17 protein-coding genes and 1 riboswitch are annotated in these 16,508 nt (G+C 67.9%); of the genes, 2 read left to right on the top strand and 15 right to left on the bottom strand.

The features are described 5' to 3' along the window. Positions 1 to 22 precede the first annotated feature (22 nt). Positions 23 to 595 (top strand): histidine phosphatase family protein, encoded by a 573-nt coding sequence (locus tag ACVJ5M_RS33540; RefSeq protein WP_063984421.1) that lies wholly within the window; start codon positions 23 to 25, stop codon positions 593 to 595. A gap of 6 nt (positions 596 to 601) precedes the next feature. On the opposite strand, the gene cobT is transcribed toward ACVJ5M_RS33540, so the two are convergent. From cobT to ACVJ5M_RS33580, 8 genes are all read right to left on the bottom strand, one after another. After that, a complete protein-coding gene (gene cobT, locus ACVJ5M_RS33545; RefSeq protein ID WP_063984422.1) occupies positions 602 to 1,654 on the bottom strand; it encodes a nicotinate-nucleotide--dimethylbenzimidazole phosphoribosyltransferase in 1,053 nt (350 codons plus the stop codon). A 10-nt stretch (positions 1,655 to 1,664) separates the two neighbouring features. Beyond that, a complete protein-coding gene (gene cobF / locus ACVJ5M_RS33550; RefSeq protein ID WP_063984423.1) occupies positions 1,665 to 2,414 on the bottom strand; it encodes a precorrin-6A synthase (deacetylating) in 750 nt (249 codons plus the stop codon). A 48-nt stretch (positions 2,415 to 2,462) separates the two neighbouring features. Further along, positions 2,463 to 3,140 (bottom strand): energy-coupling factor ABC transporter permease, encoded by a 678-nt coding sequence (locus tag ACVJ5M_RS33555; RefSeq protein ID WP_063984424.1) that lies wholly within the window; start codon positions 3,138 to 3,140, stop codon positions 2,463 to 2,465. 37 nt (positions 3,141 to 3,177) lie between these two features. Beyond that, a riboswitch (cobalamin riboswitch) is annotated at positions 3,178 to 3,395 on the bottom strand. Positions 3,396 to 3,440: 45 nt separating this feature from the next. Further along, positions 3,441 to 4,172, bottom strand: a complete 732-nt coding sequence (gene cobA / locus ACVJ5M_RS33560; RefSeq protein WP_456679573.1) for a uroporphyrinogen-III C-methyltransferase — start codon at positions 4,170 to 4,172, stop codon at positions 3,441 to 3,443. Next, positions 4,169 to 5,479: a cobyrinate a,c-diamide synthase gene (locus ACVJ5M_RS33565; RefSeq protein ID WP_456679574.1), complete on the bottom strand. Its 1,311-nt coding sequence runs from the start codon at positions 5,477 to 5,479 to the stop codon at positions 4,169 to 4,171. The genes cobA and ACVJ5M_RS33565 overlap by 4 nt, the downstream gene beginning before the upstream one ends. Then, positions 5,479 to 6,261 (bottom strand): precorrin-4 C(11)-methyltransferase, encoded by a 783-nt coding sequence (cobM, locus tag ACVJ5M_RS33570; protein ID WP_063984427.1) that lies wholly within the window; start codon positions 6,259 to 6,261, stop codon positions 5,479 to 5,481. The genes ACVJ5M_RS33565 and cobM overlap by 1 nt, the downstream gene beginning before the upstream one ends. Then, positions 6,258 to 6,626 (bottom strand): cobalamin biosynthesis protein, encoded by a 369-nt coding sequence (locus ACVJ5M_RS33575; RefSeq protein WP_063984428.1) that lies wholly within the window; start codon positions 6,624 to 6,626, stop codon positions 6,258 to 6,260. Before ACVJ5M_RS33575 ends, cobM begins: the two co-directional genes overlap by 4 nt. Next, positions 6,623 to 7,804, bottom strand: coding sequence for a bifunctional cobalt-precorrin-7 (C(5))-methyltransferase/cobalt-precorrin-6B (C(15))-methyltransferase (locus ACVJ5M_RS33580; protein WP_063984429.1), 1,182 nt, complete (start codon positions 7,802 to 7,804; stop codon positions 6,623 to 6,625). Before ACVJ5M_RS33580 ends, ACVJ5M_RS33575 begins: the two co-directional genes overlap by 4 nt. Here ACVJ5M_RS33580 and ACVJ5M_RS33585 point away from each other — a divergent pair. Further along, entirely contained in the window at positions 7,803 to 8,549 is a 747-nt protein-coding gene (locus ACVJ5M_RS33585) for a cobalt-precorrin-6A reductase (protein ID WP_063984430.1), read from the top strand. The two genes, ACVJ5M_RS33580 and ACVJ5M_RS33585, sit on opposite strands and share 2 nt — an antisense overlap. On the opposite strand, the gene cobJ is transcribed toward ACVJ5M_RS33585, so the two are convergent. The 7 genes from cobJ to ACVJ5M_RS33620 are packed head-to-tail and all read right to left on the bottom strand — an operon-like array spanning position 8,525 to position 16,447. Continuing rightward, the gene (gene cobJ / locus ACVJ5M_RS33590) at positions 8,525 to 9,259 is read right to left on the bottom strand and encodes a precorrin-3B C(17)-methyltransferase (RefSeq protein WP_063984431.1); all 735 of its coding nucleotides are present in this window, start codon (positions 9,257 to 9,259) and stop codon (positions 8,525 to 8,527) included. The genes ACVJ5M_RS33585 and cobJ overlap by 25 nt on opposite strands. Continuing rightward, entirely contained in the window at positions 9,256 to 9,987 is a 732-nt protein-coding gene (locus ACVJ5M_RS33595; RefSeq protein ID WP_063984432.1) for a precorrin-2 C(20)-methyltransferase, read from the bottom strand. Before ACVJ5M_RS33595 ends, cobJ begins: the two co-directional genes overlap by 4 nt. Before the next feature lie 2 nt (positions 9,988 to 9,989). Continuing rightward, positions 9,990 to 10,619, bottom strand: coding sequence for a precorrin-8X methylmutase (locus ACVJ5M_RS33600; RefSeq protein ID WP_063984433.1), 630 nt, complete (start codon positions 10,617 to 10,619; stop codon positions 9,990 to 9,992). Continuing rightward, a complete protein-coding gene (gene cobG / locus ACVJ5M_RS33605) occupies positions 10,619 to 11,782 on the bottom strand; it encodes a precorrin-3B synthase (protein WP_063984434.1) in 1,164 nt (387 codons plus the stop codon). The genes ACVJ5M_RS33600 and cobG overlap by 1 nt, the downstream gene beginning before the upstream one ends. Beyond that, on the bottom strand, positions 11,779 to 15,027 hold the full coding sequence (gene cobN, locus ACVJ5M_RS33610; RefSeq protein WP_063984435.1) for a cobaltochelatase subunit CobN: 3,249 nt from the start codon (positions 15,025 to 15,027) through the stop codon (positions 11,779 to 11,781). The genes cobG and cobN overlap by 4 nt, the downstream gene beginning before the upstream one ends. After that, positions 15,027 to 16,076, bottom strand: coding sequence for a cobalamin biosynthesis protein CobW (cobW, locus tag ACVJ5M_RS33615; RefSeq protein WP_063984436.1), 1,050 nt, complete (start codon positions 16,074 to 16,076; stop codon positions 15,027 to 15,029). Before cobW ends, cobN begins: the two co-directional genes overlap by 1 nt. Next, the gene (locus ACVJ5M_RS33620) at positions 16,073 to 16,447 is read right to left on the bottom strand and encodes a DUF1636 domain-containing protein (RefSeq protein WP_354099333.1); all 375 of its coding nucleotides are present in this window, start codon (positions 16,445 to 16,447) and stop codon (positions 16,073 to 16,075) included. The genes cobW and ACVJ5M_RS33620 overlap by 4 nt, the downstream gene beginning before the upstream one ends. Between the last annotated feature and the right edge of the window lie 61 nt (positions 16,448 to 16,508).

Here is a 16,508-nt window from a genome sequence, read left to right on the forward strand (position 1 = left end):
ACCAACTTCCCTGGAGATAGGCATGGAAGGCGAGACCTTCCTCTGGCTGATACGGCATGCGCCCGTCGACGGCGCCAAAGGGACGATCCACGCAGCCGACGCGCCCGCCGATCTCGGCGATCGCGTGCAGCTGGAGGCGTTGCGGCAGAGGCTTCCGCCAGATGCTGCGAGCTTGGCGAGCCCGGCGCGACGTACGGTTGAGACGGCGCGCGCGCTGGGACTCGAACCCGCGTTGGTGCCCGAATTCAGTGAGCAGGATTTTGGCGACTGGACCGGCCTGCGGCATGACGAGCTCGCGGCGACCGGCGGCGAGGCCTATGCGCAGTTCTGGAGCAATCCGGCGCGCGGCCGGCCGCCGGGCGGCGAAAGTTTTGAGGATCAGGTCGCGCGCGTCCGGCTGGGTCTCGCGCAAATCGGCGCCGGCTCAGCAACGCTCGTCGTGCACTCCGGCACGATCCGCGCCGCACTCTGCATTGCTCTGGATCTGACACCACAAGCGGCCCTGCGCTTCGTGATCGATCCGTTGTCACTGACCCGGATCGACCGGCTCGCCACCGGCTGGCGCGTCGTCGCGGTCAATCAGCGCGCGGCTTGAGCTGGATCAGGCCGGGCGATCCGGCACGTTGGCCTGCGCGAAGGTCGCCATGCCGTTGTGAAGGCTGCACGCGAGCCGCACCAGCGGCAGCGCGATGGCGGCACCCGATCCTTCGCCGAGCCTGAGATCGAGGCTGATCAACGGCTGCACGTTCAGCGCGCGCAGCACCAGCCGATGCCCCTGCTCCGCCGATTGATGCGACGGCAGCAGGAATGGCTGGCACGACGGGTTCAGCCGCACCGCCGCCAACGCGGCCACGGATACGATGAAGCCATCGATCAACACGGGAATGCGGGCTTGTGCAGCCGCAATGATGGCGCCGCAGATCGCCGAGATTTCGAGGCCGCCGACGGCGCACAGGATCTTTTCCGGCGAAGCACCTGCAACGCCATGCCGCACGATCGCAGCGTCGATCACGCGCGCCTTGTGCGCACGGCCGGCCGCATCGACGCCGGTACCGCTGCCCGCGATCTCCTCGGCACTGATGCCAAGCAGGCTCGCCGCAATCGCCGCCGACGTCGTGGTATTGCCGATGCCCATCTCGCCGAAGATCAGGAGATCGGGCCTGCCGGCGTCTGCGCGCGCGACTGCGCGCTGACCGGCTTCGAAGGCGAATGCCAGCTCCGTGGGGGTGAGCGCGGCTTCCACGCTGAAGTCGCGCGTGCCGCTGCGCGGCTTGTCGGTGACGATTCCTGCCATCTCCTCCTGTGCCAGCGTACCGGCGTCGACGACCTCAAGGTTTGAGCCAAGCTCACGCGCCAGCACCGAGATCGCGGCACCGCCCGAGGCAAAATTCGCCATCATCGCGATGGTCACTCCTTGCGGATAGGCCGACACGCCCTGCGCGACGATGCCGTGATCGCCGGCGAAGACGATGATCGGCACCCGCGCGGCACGCGGCTGCTCGGTCGCCTGCAGGCCCGCAAGCTCGACCGCAAGCTGCTCCAGCCGGCCGAGCGCGCCAGCCGGCTTCGTCAGTTGCGCCTGACGCGCGAGCGCCGCCTCGCGATGGACAGCGGAGACATCGGGGCATTTCCGGGTGACCCATTCAGGGAGCATGCTGCCTCGCTTACGGCCTGCGCTTGAGAATGTAGCTGTCCATGATCCAGCCGTGCCGCTCGCGCGCATCCTGTCGCGCGGCGATGATGTGCGGGCCGATCTCGGCCAGAACGCCCGACATGACGATCTGATCGGGCATGCCGAGATAAGCGCCCCACCAGATGTGCAGCCCCGCAGGATCGAGCGACTGGAACGCCGTGCCGCCGTCGAGCATCACCACCACGGTATCGACGCCTTGCGGCCAGCCGCCCTCGCGCAAGCGGCGCCCCGTCGTGACGAGGAAGGGTTCGCCGATGTCGTTGAGCGGCAGCGCATGCGCCGCGCACAGCGCCTGGATCGAGGTGATGCCGGGCACAACTTCGATATCAGGCAAGGGATCGAGCCGCCGCGCAATGCGCAGCGAGGAATCGTAGAGCGAAGGATCGCCCCAGATCAGCAGCGCGACCTTGCCATCATCACCGAGATGGCTGGCGATCGTCTGCGACCAGGCCGCGGCCACGGCCTCGTGCCAATCGTCCACGCCCTTGTGATAATCCGCTTCACCGGCATCGCGCACGGGAAGATCGAACTCGGCAATGCGCGTCGTTTGATTGGTGAGCACATCCGCGCAGATCGTCCGCCTGAGATCTGCGAGATCGGACTTCGCCGTCCCCTTGCGCGGGATCAGGATGAGATCGGCCGCGTTGATGGCTTGAACGGCGGCGCGCGTGAGCTGCTCGGGATCGCCGCAACCGATGCCTATCAGGGAGAGCGTGAGCATCGTGAGTGCGAAGGGCGGCCATCACGGCCGCCCGTTCGCTTGTCTCTCTCAAGCCGCGTTATGCAAACGCGGGGTAACGAGGCCGGGCGCGGTGACGCCGCGCAGCGACTTCGCCAGCGCCAGCACACCGAGGTCGGCCAGCGGCTCGATCACGATGACGAGCGCGTAGGAGGCCGCGAAGGTCGCGATGTTGACGAGGTTGGTCGCACCGAAGCCCGAGCCATAGAGGGCCCAGAACGCGACCCAGGCGATGACGCCGGCCTGATACGTGGTCGAAAGCGCCAGCGCCTGGCGATACCTGAGATCGACATAGGCGGTGTTGCGGGCAATGATCCGCGCGGCGATCGCCTGGATCCCGAACAGCGGCACCAGCAGCGTGGTGACGTTCATGCCGAATTGCGGCAGATCGGGCGGCTCGAAGAAGATGCCCTGGAACAACAGTCCGAACGCAAGGCCGAAGGCCGCGGGCGCTGCCCCAAACAGCAGGAACAGGGTCGAGCCGAGGATGAAGTGCACCTCGGAGACGCCGACCGGGAAGTGCGGCAGGATCTCGAAGAAGACGAACACGAGGCCCGTGGTGGCGAGCGTCCGCGCCGCGAACGACGTGATGCCCTGCTCGCGCACGGTCTCGACCGCGAGCTTCAGCGCAACGCCGCCGACGGCGATGCCGGTTGCGTAACTCAACACGAGCTTGGCGCCCGATACGACTCCGGGTTCGATATGCATGGTTCAGTTCCTTCCTGCCGTCACACCCGACGGCCTTGGCCACAAGACATGCACGGCCGGTCTCCTGGCTCGCGGTTCACTGGGGTTCTCCGGCCTTCCCGGGCCTTGCGGCCCAGTGGCTGATCGGAGTCCCTCACCGCTTACAGTCGCGGGGGCGGCTGGGGTTTTGGGCGGCGCAACTGTCCGCCCACCCCCATTCCCGATTATGCTCCGGCGGTTTGCGCCGCCTCGAGCACCATGCATCTCCTGTGTGCCCCTTTCGCCAGCCGGGCGTCAAGGGGCGAAGGGCGGCCGGGACGGTCATGACGGATAATCCCCGGCCAGTGCGCCGAACAGGATCACGGCGGCCATCGAGGCAGCGCCGCCCCGCGCAAGTTGCTCGGCCAGCTCGGCAATGGTGGTGCGGACCAGCCGCTCGTCGGGACGACCGAGGGATTCGGCGAACAGCGCCGGGGTATCAGGCGCGAGGCCGTGCTCGATCAATTTTGCGACAAGCGCCGGAAAGGTGCGCCGGCCCATATAGACCACGGTGGTCGCTTCGGGATCAGCCAGCGCCGCCCAGTTCAAATTCTGCGGCAGCTCGCCGGTGACATCGGCCCCGGTCACGAACTGCACCCGGCGCGAGGTGTGGCGCCGGGTCAGGGGAATGCCGGCTTGCGCAGCGGCGACACAGGCCGAGGTGATTCCGGGAATGATCTCGTAGCCGATGCCAGCTTCGCGCAGCGCCTCCAGCTCCTCCTCGAGCCGGCCAAAGATACCCGCATCGCCCGATTTCAGCCGCACCACACGGACACCAGCCGCGGCATAGTCGACCAGCAGGCGGTTGACGTGGTGCTGCTTGGTCGAGGGCCGCCCTGCCCGCTTCCCGACCGCGACGAGATTGGCGCCGGGCCGGGCCAGATCGAGGATCGCACCGGAGGCGAGGTCGTCATAGAGCACGACGTCGGCATCGCGCAGCCGCGCGGCACCTTTGAGCGTGAGGAGCTCCGGGTCGCCGGGGCCGGCCGAGATGAAAGTGACAAAACCGCTCACCGATCCTCCGCGATCAGATGGAAGAACGTGCCGGTGGCATGACCGCGGCGCGAGCCGGTCTCGGCGATGACCGCGCCTGTTGCATCGTGCACGACCGCCAGCGGCGTATCCGGCTGCGCGATAATCGTCGAATAGTGGAACTCATGACCGCGCAGGCGCGCGCCGGCCTGATGGCCCGGCATCGGCGCGGCGAGCGCAGCGAGACGATAGCCGAGATGCATGCGGCGCTTGGCAAAGCTCGTCTCCAGTCCGAGCAGGCCCGTCATCTCATGACGGACGCCGTCGGCGTCGGTCAGAGCGGTTCCCAGCACCATGTAGCCCCCGCATTCGCCGTGCACCGGCCGTTTGTCAGCGAAGGCACGCAGACCGTAGCGAAAGCGAGCATTGGCCGCGATCTTCCCCGCGTGCAGCTCAGGGTAGCCGCCGGGCAGCCAGCAGACATCGGCACTCGCGTCAGGCGCTTCATCGGCAAGCGGCGAGAAGGTCGATATCTCGGCGCCCGCCGCGCGCCAGGCTTCCAGCATGTGCGGATAGATGAAGGAGAACGCGGCATCGCGGGCCAACGCAATGCGCTGCCCGGGCGGCGTCACATTCATGCCGTTTGCCGCCGGTTGCGGCGACCAGCTCGCTGCCGATCGCAGCACCGCATCGAGATCGACATGCTCGGCGACGAAGCGCGCGGCTTCGTCGATCAGCTTGCCGATCTCGGCCTGCTCCTCGGCCTGCACCAGGCCGAGATGCCGTTTCGGCAGGCTGATCTCGGCATGGCGCGGCAGCGCGCCGAACACGGCGATGCCGGCGTCGTTGAGTGCACGCCGCACGAGATCTTCATGACGTGGGCTGGCGACGCGGTTGAGCACCACGCCGGCAAGGCGCACACCGGCGCGATAGTCACGAAGGCCTGCGGCGATCGCCGCCGCCGTCTGCGCCTGTCCGGAGGGATCGATCACCAGCAGCACCGGCCAGCCCAGCATCTCAGCAATGTCGGCGGTGGCGCCGGTGCCGGAGACGCCGCGCGCGGCGACGCCGTCGAACAGGCCCATCGAGCCCTCCGCGAGCACGACATCGGCATCAGTGCCGCGACCGACGAGATGAGCTATCGCCCCGCGATCCATCGCCCAGCTATCGACGTTGACGGAAGCGCGCCCCGTCGCAGCGGCATGGAAGGCGGGATCGATATAATCGGGCCCGCTCTTGAAGCACTGCACGTTCAATCCGCGATTGCGCCAGGCGCGCGCCAGCGCCAGCGTCAGCGTGGTCTTGCCGACGCCGGAGGCCGGCGCGGAGATGACGAGCCCTGCCGGCATCACGATGCCTCCGGAAAGCGCGGATCGGCACCGACCGGCCGATAGCGGCGGTCGTAGTCGACGGCATAGAGACGGCTCTCGTCAAAATCCGCAGCACCAAGCGTCTTGCCGACCAGGATCAGCGCCGTGCGCTCCATCTCGGTGCCGACGGCGGCATCGAGCGTCGCCAGCGTGGCGCGAACGATGCGCTGGTCCGGCCAGCTCGCACGCCAGACGATCGCGACGGGGCAATCCGCGCCGTAATGCGGCGTGAGCTCTGCGACGACCTTGTCGAGCAGATGGATCGACAGATGGATCGCGAGCACCGCTCCGGTGGCGGCGAACGCTGCGAGCTTTTCGCCCTCAGGCATCGCGCTGGCGCGGCCCGGCGTGCGCGTCAGCACCACTGACTGGGCAAGACCGGGCAGCGTCAGCTCAGCCTCTAGTGCAGCTGCTGCAGCCGAGAAGGACGGCACGCCCGGCGTGACCGTGTAGGGAATACCGAGCGCGCGCAGGCGGCGAAGCTGCTCGCCCATCGCCGACCAGATCGCGAGATCGCCCGAATGCAAGCGGGCAACATCCTTGCCGTCCGAATGCGCGGCAGCGATCTCCGCGATGATCTCGTCGAGCGACAGCGGTGCGGTGTTGACGATGCGGGCGCCGGGCGGGCAATGCGCCAGCACGCCCTCGGGCACCAGCGAGCCCGCATAGAGGCAGACCGGACAGGCCGCGATCAAGTCGCGTCCGCGCAACGTCAGCAAATCCGGAGCGCCCGGCCCGGCACCGATGAAGTGCACCGTCATGCGCCGTCTCCTTCCGCGATCGCGGCGGTCGCGGTGCGATCCCGCGAGACCGCCCGCGTCGCAATCAATCGCGCGCGAGGGCCAGCCGCAACGAGCGCAGCGGCTTCAGCGACCGAGCCCGTGCCGAACTTTTCCGCGACGAGTTTTGACTGCGTCGGCGTGTGGATGTTAGCCAACGCTTCAGCCGAGACTGCCTTGATCGGCACGCCGCATTCGCGCGCGAGCTGTTTGAGCGGCTCCGCTTCCGCCTTGTCGCTAACAGTCGCGACCGCCGCAAGGCCCTCGGGACCACCGGCCGCCAGCAGCGCCTCGCGCAGCGAAGCCAGCGTGACATCCTTCTTGAATCCGAGTCCGGCGACTTTCATCGAACCGCACTCCATTGCACCACGGGCCGCGACGCTTCCCAGGACCGGTAGCGGCCGAGCGGCGCGGCATGGGCAATCTCGACCCGCATCAACTCGCCGCCATGGCGCTGGTGCAGCTCGCCGAGCAGCGCTTCCGTTTCCAGCGTCACCGCATGCGCGACGAGCCGAGCACCCGGCACAAGCCGTGACCAGATGGCATCGAACATCTCGATATCGAGACCGCCACCGATGAAGACCGCGTCCGGCGCTTCCAGTCCGGCAAGAGCTTCGGGCGCGCTCCCCGTGATGACGGTGATCCGATGCGCCAATCCGAACGCTGTTGCATTGCTGCGGATATTCGCGGCACGATCCTCGCGCGCCTCGATGGCGCTCGCCGTCCCGCCGCACAGCGCCCATTCGACCGAGATCGAGCCAGAACCCGCGCCGATATCCCACAGCCGCTCGCCGGGACGCGGCGCCAGCGCCGAGAGCGCCAGCGCGCGCACCGGCCGTTTGGTGATCTGGCCGTCGTGAGCAAAGAGATCGTCGGACAGGCCGGAGCTGCGGGGAATGCCTTGCCCGCCCCTCGCCTCGACGGCCACTGCGACCAGGTTTTCGGCGAGATCGCCCGCAAAGCCGTCGGCACGATGCTCAGCGATGCTTTCGCGCGCCCCGCCGAGCGCGGCGAGAGTCCAGAACGCCGAGGCGCCCCACCCGCGCTCGCTCAGCCATTTGGCGAGATCACCGGCCGCCTTGCCGTCACGCATGAGGCAAATGATGCGCGCACCGGGCGCCAGATACGGCACGAGACGCTCGAACGGCGCGGCATGAAGCCCGAGACAGGCAATGGCTTCGAGGCGCCAGCCGAGCCGCGCGGCGGCGAGCGAGAAGGTCGATGGCGCCGAATGCGCGATCCACTCGTTGGCATCGAGCTTCTCGGCGAGACTTGCACCGGCACCGTGCCAGAACGGATCGCCGGAGGCGAGTACCACCGTCGGCCGGCCGCGGCAGCTCACCACGATGTCTGCGTCGAACGGCACCGGCCACGGGCGACCGCGCCCCTCCACATCAGCAAGCGCGAGATGACGCTCGCCACCAAAAACAGTTTCTGCCTTGGCAAGCGCCTTTCGGCTTGCCTCGGACAGCCCGGCAAGGCCATCTTCGCCGATACCGATGATGGTCAGCCAGGGATCAGCCATGACGCGCGCCCTCATTCTGGGCGGAACCGCCGATGCGAGCTTGCTCGCCGCGGAAGTCGCACGCGCGCGCATCGACGCCGTGTATTCCTATGGCGGTCGCACTCGCGCGCCCGCCGATCAGCCGCTGCCGACCCGCATCGGCGGCTTCGGCGGCGTGAGCGGGCTTGCGGACTATATTCGCGGTGAGCGCATCACGCATGTGATCGACGCCACACATCCCTTCGCTGCCGAGATGAGCCGCCACGCGGTCCAGGCGTGCGCGCAAACGGGCACGCCGCTGATCGCGCTCGAGCGCGCGCCTTGGACGAAGGCGCCCGGCGACAACTGGATCGAAGTCGCCGACGTCACCGCCGCGGTCGCTGCGCTGCCCGAGACGCCGGCAAAAATGTTCCTCGCCATCGGCCGGCAGCACATCGCGCCATTCGCGAGCAAGCCGCAGCACACCTACACGCTGCGGTTCGTCGATCCGCCCGAAGCACCGCTGCCTTTCGCTGCGGACGTGATCGTGTCGCGCGGGCCGTTCACGTTCGACGGCGAGCTCGAGTTGATGCGCACGCGCGGCATCGCATGGATTGTCGCCCGCAATTCCGGCGGCGACGGCGCACGCGCCAAGATCGACGCGGCCCGCATGCTCGGCCTGCCCGTGATCGTGATCGCGCGGCCCGAGTTGCCCGATCGCCAGCGGGTTGAGAGCGTGGCCGAGATCATGCAGTGGCTCGGTCATCGCGCCTGCCTCGGGGCATAGACCCAGCGGCCGACGCGGCGCGTCTGCGAATTGCCGACGATCACCAGCGTGCGCATGTCGGCCATCTCAGGCGTCGCTTCGTTCAGCGTGACGGTCTCGATCCTTTCATCGGCGGCGCTGATCGCGCGCGCGAAGATCACGAGGCGCTCGCCGCAGCCGGCGTCCTTCAACAACGCAAGCGCGCGGCCAAAACCCTCCGGCCGGCTTGCCGAGCGCGGATTGTACATCGCAATGGCAAAATCGGCTTCCGCGGCCAGCCGCAGGCGCTTCTCGATCACCGCCCACGGCTTGAGATTGTCCGAGAGATTGATCGCGCAGAAATCATGGCCGAGCGGCGCACCAGCGCGCGCGGCTGCCGCCAGCATCGCTGTGATACCAGGCAAAACGCGAATGGGAAGCTCGCGCCATTGCGGCGCCTGTTCGAGCGCCTCGAATACGGCCGACGCCATCGCGAAGACGCCGGGGTCGCCGGAGGAGACGACGACGACCTGCCCGCCTTCGGCCGCAAGCCGCAGGGCCTCGCTTGCGCGCTGCAGCTCTTCGCGATTGTCAGAGGGGTGCAAGGTGAGCCCTGCCCGCGGCGGCACGCGCGCAACATAGGGCGCATAGCCCAGAATGTCGGTGGCGGCGGCAAGGGCGGCGGAGACCTCGGGCGTCACCAGCGCATCGCTGCCCGGCCCGAGGCCCGCGATGGTCAGCGTGCCCGTCATTCGGCGGCGTCCAGATGCCGGCCCTTGCCGTGCACGAGCACGATCGCAAAATATGGACAGTCGGCGGCATCGATCTCGGCGAGCCGCACCACGCGCTCGCCCGGCATGGTGCCGCGCTCGACCAGCCAGGCATCGTCCAGCCGGCCGGCGGAAGCCAGCGCGCGACGCACCTTTGCGAGATTGCGGCCGGTCTTCATGATGACCAGCGCATCGGAATCGCGCATGCGCCGCTCGAGTTCGTCTTCGGCGAGCGTCCCCATCAGCACCGTCGTCACGTCGTCGCCAAGCGCGATCGGCTGTCCGACGCCGTTCCAGCAACCGACCATGCCGGGAATCCCCGCGATCACCTCAATCTCGACACGGCCTTGCAGGCGCGTGTGCAGATGCATGAAGGAGCCGTAAAAGTAAGGATCGCCCTCGCAGAGCACGACGACATCGACCGCCCGCGAAAGCCGCGCCAGCCGTTCCGCCCATTCGTCGTAGAAGCTGGCGAGGAGCTGCACATATTCCGGGCTATCGAAAGCGAGCTCCGTCGTAACAGGATATTCCATTGCGTATTCGGTGACGTCGGAAGCCAACATGCCTTCGACGATCCGCCGCGCCTGGCCGGGCCGGCCCTTCTTGCGAAAATAGGCGACATGCTTCGCAGCCCGCACCGTCCGATCGGCGCGCACGCTCATCATATCAGGATCGCCGGGGCCGAGACCGCAGCAGATGATGCGTCCCATGGCTATTCGCTCCGGCTCGCCAGTGCATTCACGGCGGCGACCGCGATCGCGGAGCCCCCGAGGCGGCCCTCGACTGTCAGCGCCGGCACCGGCGGATCGGCGATCAGCGCAGCCTTGGATTCGGCCGCGCCGACGAAGCCGACGGGACAACCGATGATCGCCGCAGGCCGTGGGCAGCCCGGGTCCTCGAGCATGTTGAGGAGATGAAACAGCGCGGTCGGCGCGTTACCGATCGCAACGATTGCGCCGTCGAGATGCGGTCGCCACAACTCCAGCGCCGCGGCCGAGCGCGTGTTGCGCATGGACTGCGCGAGCGCGGGAACGGCTTCGTCGCCGAGCGTGCAGATCACGGCGTTGGCCGCAGGCAATCTCGCGCGCGTAATTCCTTCCGAGACCATGCGCGCGTCGCACAGGATCGGCGCGCCCTTCTGCAAGGCCGCGCGTGCGGCCGTCACCATGCCTGATGTGAAGCGGATATGCGCCTCGAGGCCCACCATGCCGGCGGCGTGGATCATCCGCACCACGACCTGCTCCTCGTCCGGCGAAAAGCGCGCAAGGTCCGCTTCAGCCCGGATGGTAGCAAAAGACTGCCGATAGATCGCCGCACCGTCGGTCTCGTAGGTGTGCGGCATCAGTGGCCTCCGACCAGGATGGAGGGATCGCTGACGATGTCGGCACCATTGAGGCCGCGCAGAACCGGCTCATCGCGAGTCGAGCCGTCGCGGACGAGATCGAATCCGGCGCTGGTCGCAACCAGCGTCACCGCGGACGCACCGGAACGCGCGCAGCCCTTGGCGCAGCCGGAGACGTGCAGCCGCGTATCGAGGGCGATGCGCGGCGCAAGGGCGGAAGCGAGCGCGCGGGTATCGGCATGCGCCTCGCGGCAGCGCGGAGCGCCGCTACAAGCGATGACGCGCAGCGCCGGATCATACGGCTCGGTGATGAGGCCTGCCCCACTCGGCATCTCGCGCTTGCCCTCGCTCAACACCATCCGCCATGGCGTCATGCGCAGCGCATGTCCGCACCCGGAAAACTGATGGAGCGTCGTGTGCAGCATCTGCCCGAACGCGACGCCGACCAGGGCGCCATGCGGATAATGACCGGGTCGTGACGCCGCCATGACCGGAGCAGGCTCGGTTTCGCCGCTCAACGACTCCGGCAATTCCGCGCCGGCCGCGACATGAGCTGCCATGCGCCCTCGCCCGCCCTTCGCGCCGCCGGACGTGATGAACCAGTTGGCGAGCGCGAGCGCCGTACTCACGGCCTCACCGCGCGCGACGGAGCGGCCCAGCCTTGCGCCATCGGCCCGCACCACGAGCCGGCCGCCGCGATCGCGTTCGATGCGCACGTCGGCGGAATCGCCGGCGAGTACGCGCGACTTTCCATCGTCGATGGCGAAGCCGAACTTTGTGGGAAGATCGAGCGTGCTGTCCGCGAGCGCTTCCTCAAGCTCCGCGGCGAGCGCCTGTGTCTCGTCACCGCTGTTCCAGAACGGCGTCACCAAAATGTTGCGCCGGGCTTCGATGTCGGAATCGGGGTCGAGCAGCCGCAGCAACGCGAGTCCATCGAGCAGCCGGCGATGGCCCTGCTCGCTGACGCCTCTGATCTGGAGGTTGGCGCGGCTCGTCACATCGATGAGACCATTGCCGTAGCGTTCGGCGAGCTCGGCAAGGCCGGCGACTTGGGCGGCTTCAAGCCTTCCGCCGAACGGGCGCACGCGAACCACGAGCCCATCGCCCGATTGCATCGGGCGCAACGCGCCGGGACACCAGCCCTTGATCGCGGCCGCACTCATGAAGCCTCCTTCAGCGCAGCCGCGATCGAATTGCGGCGCGTTCGCCAGAGCGAGGCTTCGTGCAGGCGTGTGAAGCAGGTCTCCATCGCGGCGAGCGCCGCCGGATTCTCGCGGGCCATGAAGCTGCGGACATCGGCGTCGCCGAGCGTCGCATCGTAGTAGAGATCGAACAGATGCGGCGGTACGGCGCCGGCCAGATGCGCGAAGGCGGCCATGTGCTCCAGCGTCGCGGTAATCTCGGCGGCGCCGCGAAAACCATGCCGCATCATGCCGGCGATCCAGGCCGGATTGGCCGCGCGTGCGCGAACGACACGGGAGATTTCCTCGGTCAGCGTCCGCGCGTGCGGCTGCTCGGGCCGCGTCGTATCGAGGTGATAGAGCGATGGTCCTGCCGCACCGAGATGCGCTGCGGCCGCCGCGATGCCTGCTTCATGCGCGGCGTAATCCGCGGCGAGCAGAAGATCGGTCTCCGGCAAGTCCTGGACGTGCACGAAAGCATCGGCGGCTGCGAGCCGCGTCTCGATGCCGGCACGATCCGGCTGCATCGCACCGTCCGCCGAGAACGCCCAGGACGATGCCGAAAGCCAGGCTTCGCCGGCGGCATCACGCGTCTCGGCCGTGAAGGCATCGGGGATCGCGGACAGGCCGACGCCATATTGTCCGGGACGCGGCGCGAACACGCGCGAGGCGCGGTGGCGATAGGGATTCTCGTCGCCCTCATCCTCGCGCGTTGCGAGCGTCTCGGCGGCGGCCTCGAACAATTGCGCAAGGCCGGAGAAGACATCGCGGAACAGGCCCGACACGCGGAGCGTGACGTCGATACGGGGGCGCCCGAGCTCGGCCGGCGCGATGATGTCGTAGCCGGTGACGCGGCCGGAGGCGTGATCCCAGTGCGGCGCAAGGCCGGCAAGATGCAGCGCCATGGCGAACTCCTCGCCGGCGGTCCGCATCGTCGCCGAGCCCCAGAGATCGACCACGAGGCCTTTCGGCCAGTCGCCGTGATCCTGCAAATGGCGACGCAGCAGCTCTTCCGCAAGCCTGATGCCTTGCGCATGCGCCGACGGCGTCGGCACCGCTCGCGGATCGACGGCAAAGAGATTGCGCCCCGTGGGCAGAACGTCCTGGCGTCCGCGATACGGCGAGCCCGACGGCCCCGGCGCAACGCGCTGCCCCGCGAGGGCGGAACGCAACGCATCGCGCTCCGCGTCGGCGCAAGTGCCGCGGCCGAACACGTGCAACCCGTCGCCGAACTGGCTCTCCTTGAGATCGCAGACGAAGCGATCGATCCGCGGGATCGCTTCCGCCGGTGCAGCCGATGCATCGAGACCGAGATCGTCCTCGAGGCCCGCCGCACGCGCTTCGTCGCGAATCGCGGCGATCAGACGCTGACGTCTGGCGGGGTCGAGGCCATCGGCGGTCGAATATTCGTCCAGCAGACGTTCGAGCCGGCGTAGGCCGTCCGGCACCGCGGATTGTTCCAGCGGCGGCGGCAGATGGCCGATGGTGACGGCACCCAAGCGCCGCTTGGCCTGCGCGGCCTCGCCGGGATCGTTGACGATGAAGGGATAGATGACCGGCAGATCGCCGATCAGGGCTTCCGGCCAGCAATGTGAGGACAGCGCCACGGATTTTCCGGGCAGCCATTCCAGCGTGCCATGGGCGCCCATGTGCACAACGGCATCGATGGCCTGCCCGCGGAACCAGAGATAGAACGCGACATAGGCATGGCGCGGTGTGCGGGCAAGATCGTGATAGTCGGCATCGCGCGTGGTCGCATCGCCGCGCTCGGGCTGAACCGCGATGATCGATCGGCCACTTGCGACGGCTGCGAATTGAAATGCACCGTCGCGACAGCTCGGGTCATCCTCCGGCGCGCCCCAGGCCTGCGCGAGATCATCCTGCAAGGCTTGCGGCAGGCGCGAGAGCGCCGCGCGGTAGTCGGCGACGCTCCAGGTCAGTTGCTGCTTCAGCAACGTTTCGCCAAGTGCGGAGACCGGCACAACATCGAAGCCGGCCTCTGTCAGGTCAGACAGCAATGCCTCCACCGACGCCAGCGCATCGAGCCCGACGGCATGCGCGATCTGATGCGGACGGCCCGGGTAGTTCGAGAGCACGAGCGCCACCCGCTTCTCGGCGGCTGGCGTCGCCGCGAGGCGCCGCCAGGCCGCAACGCGCGCGGCGACGGCCTTGACGCGCTCCTCGTCGGGCCGGTGCGCCAGATGCGAAAATTGCAGATCGGGATCACGCTCCGCGGCCGATTTGAAACTCACCACGCCCGCGAACAGGCGGCCGTCGACCTCCGGCAGCACCACATGCATCGCGAGATCGCCGGGCGACAGGCCGCGCAGCGACTCCGCCCAGTCTTCGCGCCGTGCCGATGAGAGCGCGACCTGGAAGACGGGACATGATGCAGCATCGAACGGTGTCGTGCCGTCGTCGCCCATCGCCGAGAACGCCGTCGCGTTGACGATCGCGGCCGGAGGATTCGTCGCGAAATAGGTCCGCAGCCAGTCCGCAACGCCCGGAGCCTTCAGCGAGGTGACGAACGCGCCGTACGCGTCAAAGCCGCGCTCGCGCAGCGCCGCGATCAGGGCGTCGACCGGCCCGGTATCCGCGGCGGTGAGATAGGAGCGATAGAAGGTCACGAACGCGAGCGGCTTTCCCTCGCCTGCCATCGGCGCAGCAATGACGCCACGCGCGGGATCGTAAAAGCCCATCTCAGGCAGGTTCATCTCGCCGACGACCGGGCCTGCGTAAAGGCCCGAGGCCAACGCGAGCTGCGCGATCGCGGCCTGCGCTGCAACAGGACCGCCGGTGTCACAGAGCACCTTGAGCCGGCGCAGCGTCGAAACCGGCAGGGTCGAGTAGGCATCGAGCCGCGTGTCGTCGCGGCCGTCGGCCGGCAGCACGGCCAGCACGATATTGCGGTCCTTCGCCAGCTGCTGCAGGGCCGCGAGCCCGTACGGCCAATAGGATTCACCGCCGATCAGGCGCACCAGGATGCCGCGTGCCTGCGACAGCGTGCGCTCGACATAGGTGTCGACCGACAACGGATGACGCAGCTCCGCGAGATTGGCGAGCCGCAGCGACGGCAGGCTGTTGCGGCCGCGCCGCCAGCCGGCCGCGAACGCGGCAAGGTCGGAATCCGAGTACGAGAGCACCACGAGATCGGCCGGGTCCTGGCCGATGTCCCTTGGCGTCGCAGTCTCCTCGAGACCGCGGCTCTCGCGGAAGACGACGTGCATCAGATACCAGATCCTGAAAGCCCAAGTCCGACCTTGATCGCGGCCTCGTCGATATCGCCGTGCTCGCCGATCACGACGAGCTTCGACTGCCTGAGAGCTGCGCCCCAGGGCTTGTCGAACTGGTGGCGCACGCGCTCGCCGACCGCTTGCAGCAACAGGCGCATCGGCTTGCCCGCGACCGCGATATAGCCCTTGACGCGCAGCACGTTCTGCTCGCGCGAAAGACGCTGCACCGATGCGACCAATGCTTCGATGTCGGTAACCTCCGGAAGATCGATCACGACGGAGGCGAAATCGTCGTGCTCGTGATCCTCCTCGCCGTCGTGATGCGAGGGGCGCGCGGCGAGATCGTTCTCTGCGGCAGCGCCGAGGCCAAGGATGACACGCGCATCGATCGCGCCATCGGTGACGGATAGCATCGGCACGCGGCGCGGCATCTCCGCGGTGATGGCGGCTTTGGCGGCTTCGATCCCTGCGGGCCCCGCAAGATCAGCCTTGGTCAGCAGCACGATGTCGGCGCAGGCGATCTGGTCCTCGAACACTTCCGACAGCGGCGTCTCGTGATCGAGATTTCCATCCGCCGCGCGCTGCGCTTCCACCGCAGCCGGGTCCGGCGCAAAACGGCCGGCGGCGACAGCCTCGGCATCGGCGAGCGCAATCACGCCGTCGACCGTGATCCGCGAGCGGATCTCCGGCCAGTCGAACGCCTTCAACAGCGGCTTCGGCAGCGCCAGGCCCGAGGTCTCGATCAGGATGTGATCGGGCCGCACCGGCCGCGCCAAGAGCTTTTCCATGGTCGGAATGAAATCGTCCGCAACGGTGCAGCAGATGCAGCCATTGGCGAGCTCGACGATGTTCTCCTCCGGGCAGTTGGCATCGGCGCAGGATTTCAGGATCTCGCCGTCGACGCCCTCGCTGCCGAACTCGTTGACGAGCACCGCGAGCTTCTTGCCGTCAGGGTTTGCGAGCAGATGCTGGATCAGCGTCGTCTTGCCTGAGCCGAGAAAACCGGTGACCACCGTCACAGGGACTTTTGCGAGCGAGTTCATTCGGCGGCCTCCGGCAACACGGCAATGGGGGGAATGCGGGCAAGCGACTGCTTGCGGAAGATTTCGGGACGGCTGCGCCAGGGCACGAGGCCATCGGGCGCGGCGGCATAGGCCGCAGCACCCGCGACCACGTCGCTCGCATGGGCCTCTGACAGACGGCCATAGACATAGGACCAGCGGCCGGGCGCGCTGAGCGCAACCGAGCAACCCTGGCTGCATGCCGACAGGCATTCAACGGGAACCACATTGACGCCCTCAGGCGCGCCGGCGTCGAGGATCGCACCATGCAGGCGCTTGCCGGGCGTCGTCTCACCCTCGTCGAGCGTCTGGCCGGCACGGCAGGTAATACAGACGTGAAGTGTGACGGTCATCGCCTCTTCCAGGATAAACAGCGGGAGGCGAAGAGGCACACGGACCATTCCCCCGAAGGTC

It is taken from the genome of Bradyrhizobium sp. S3.7.6, from assembly GCF_054061875.1.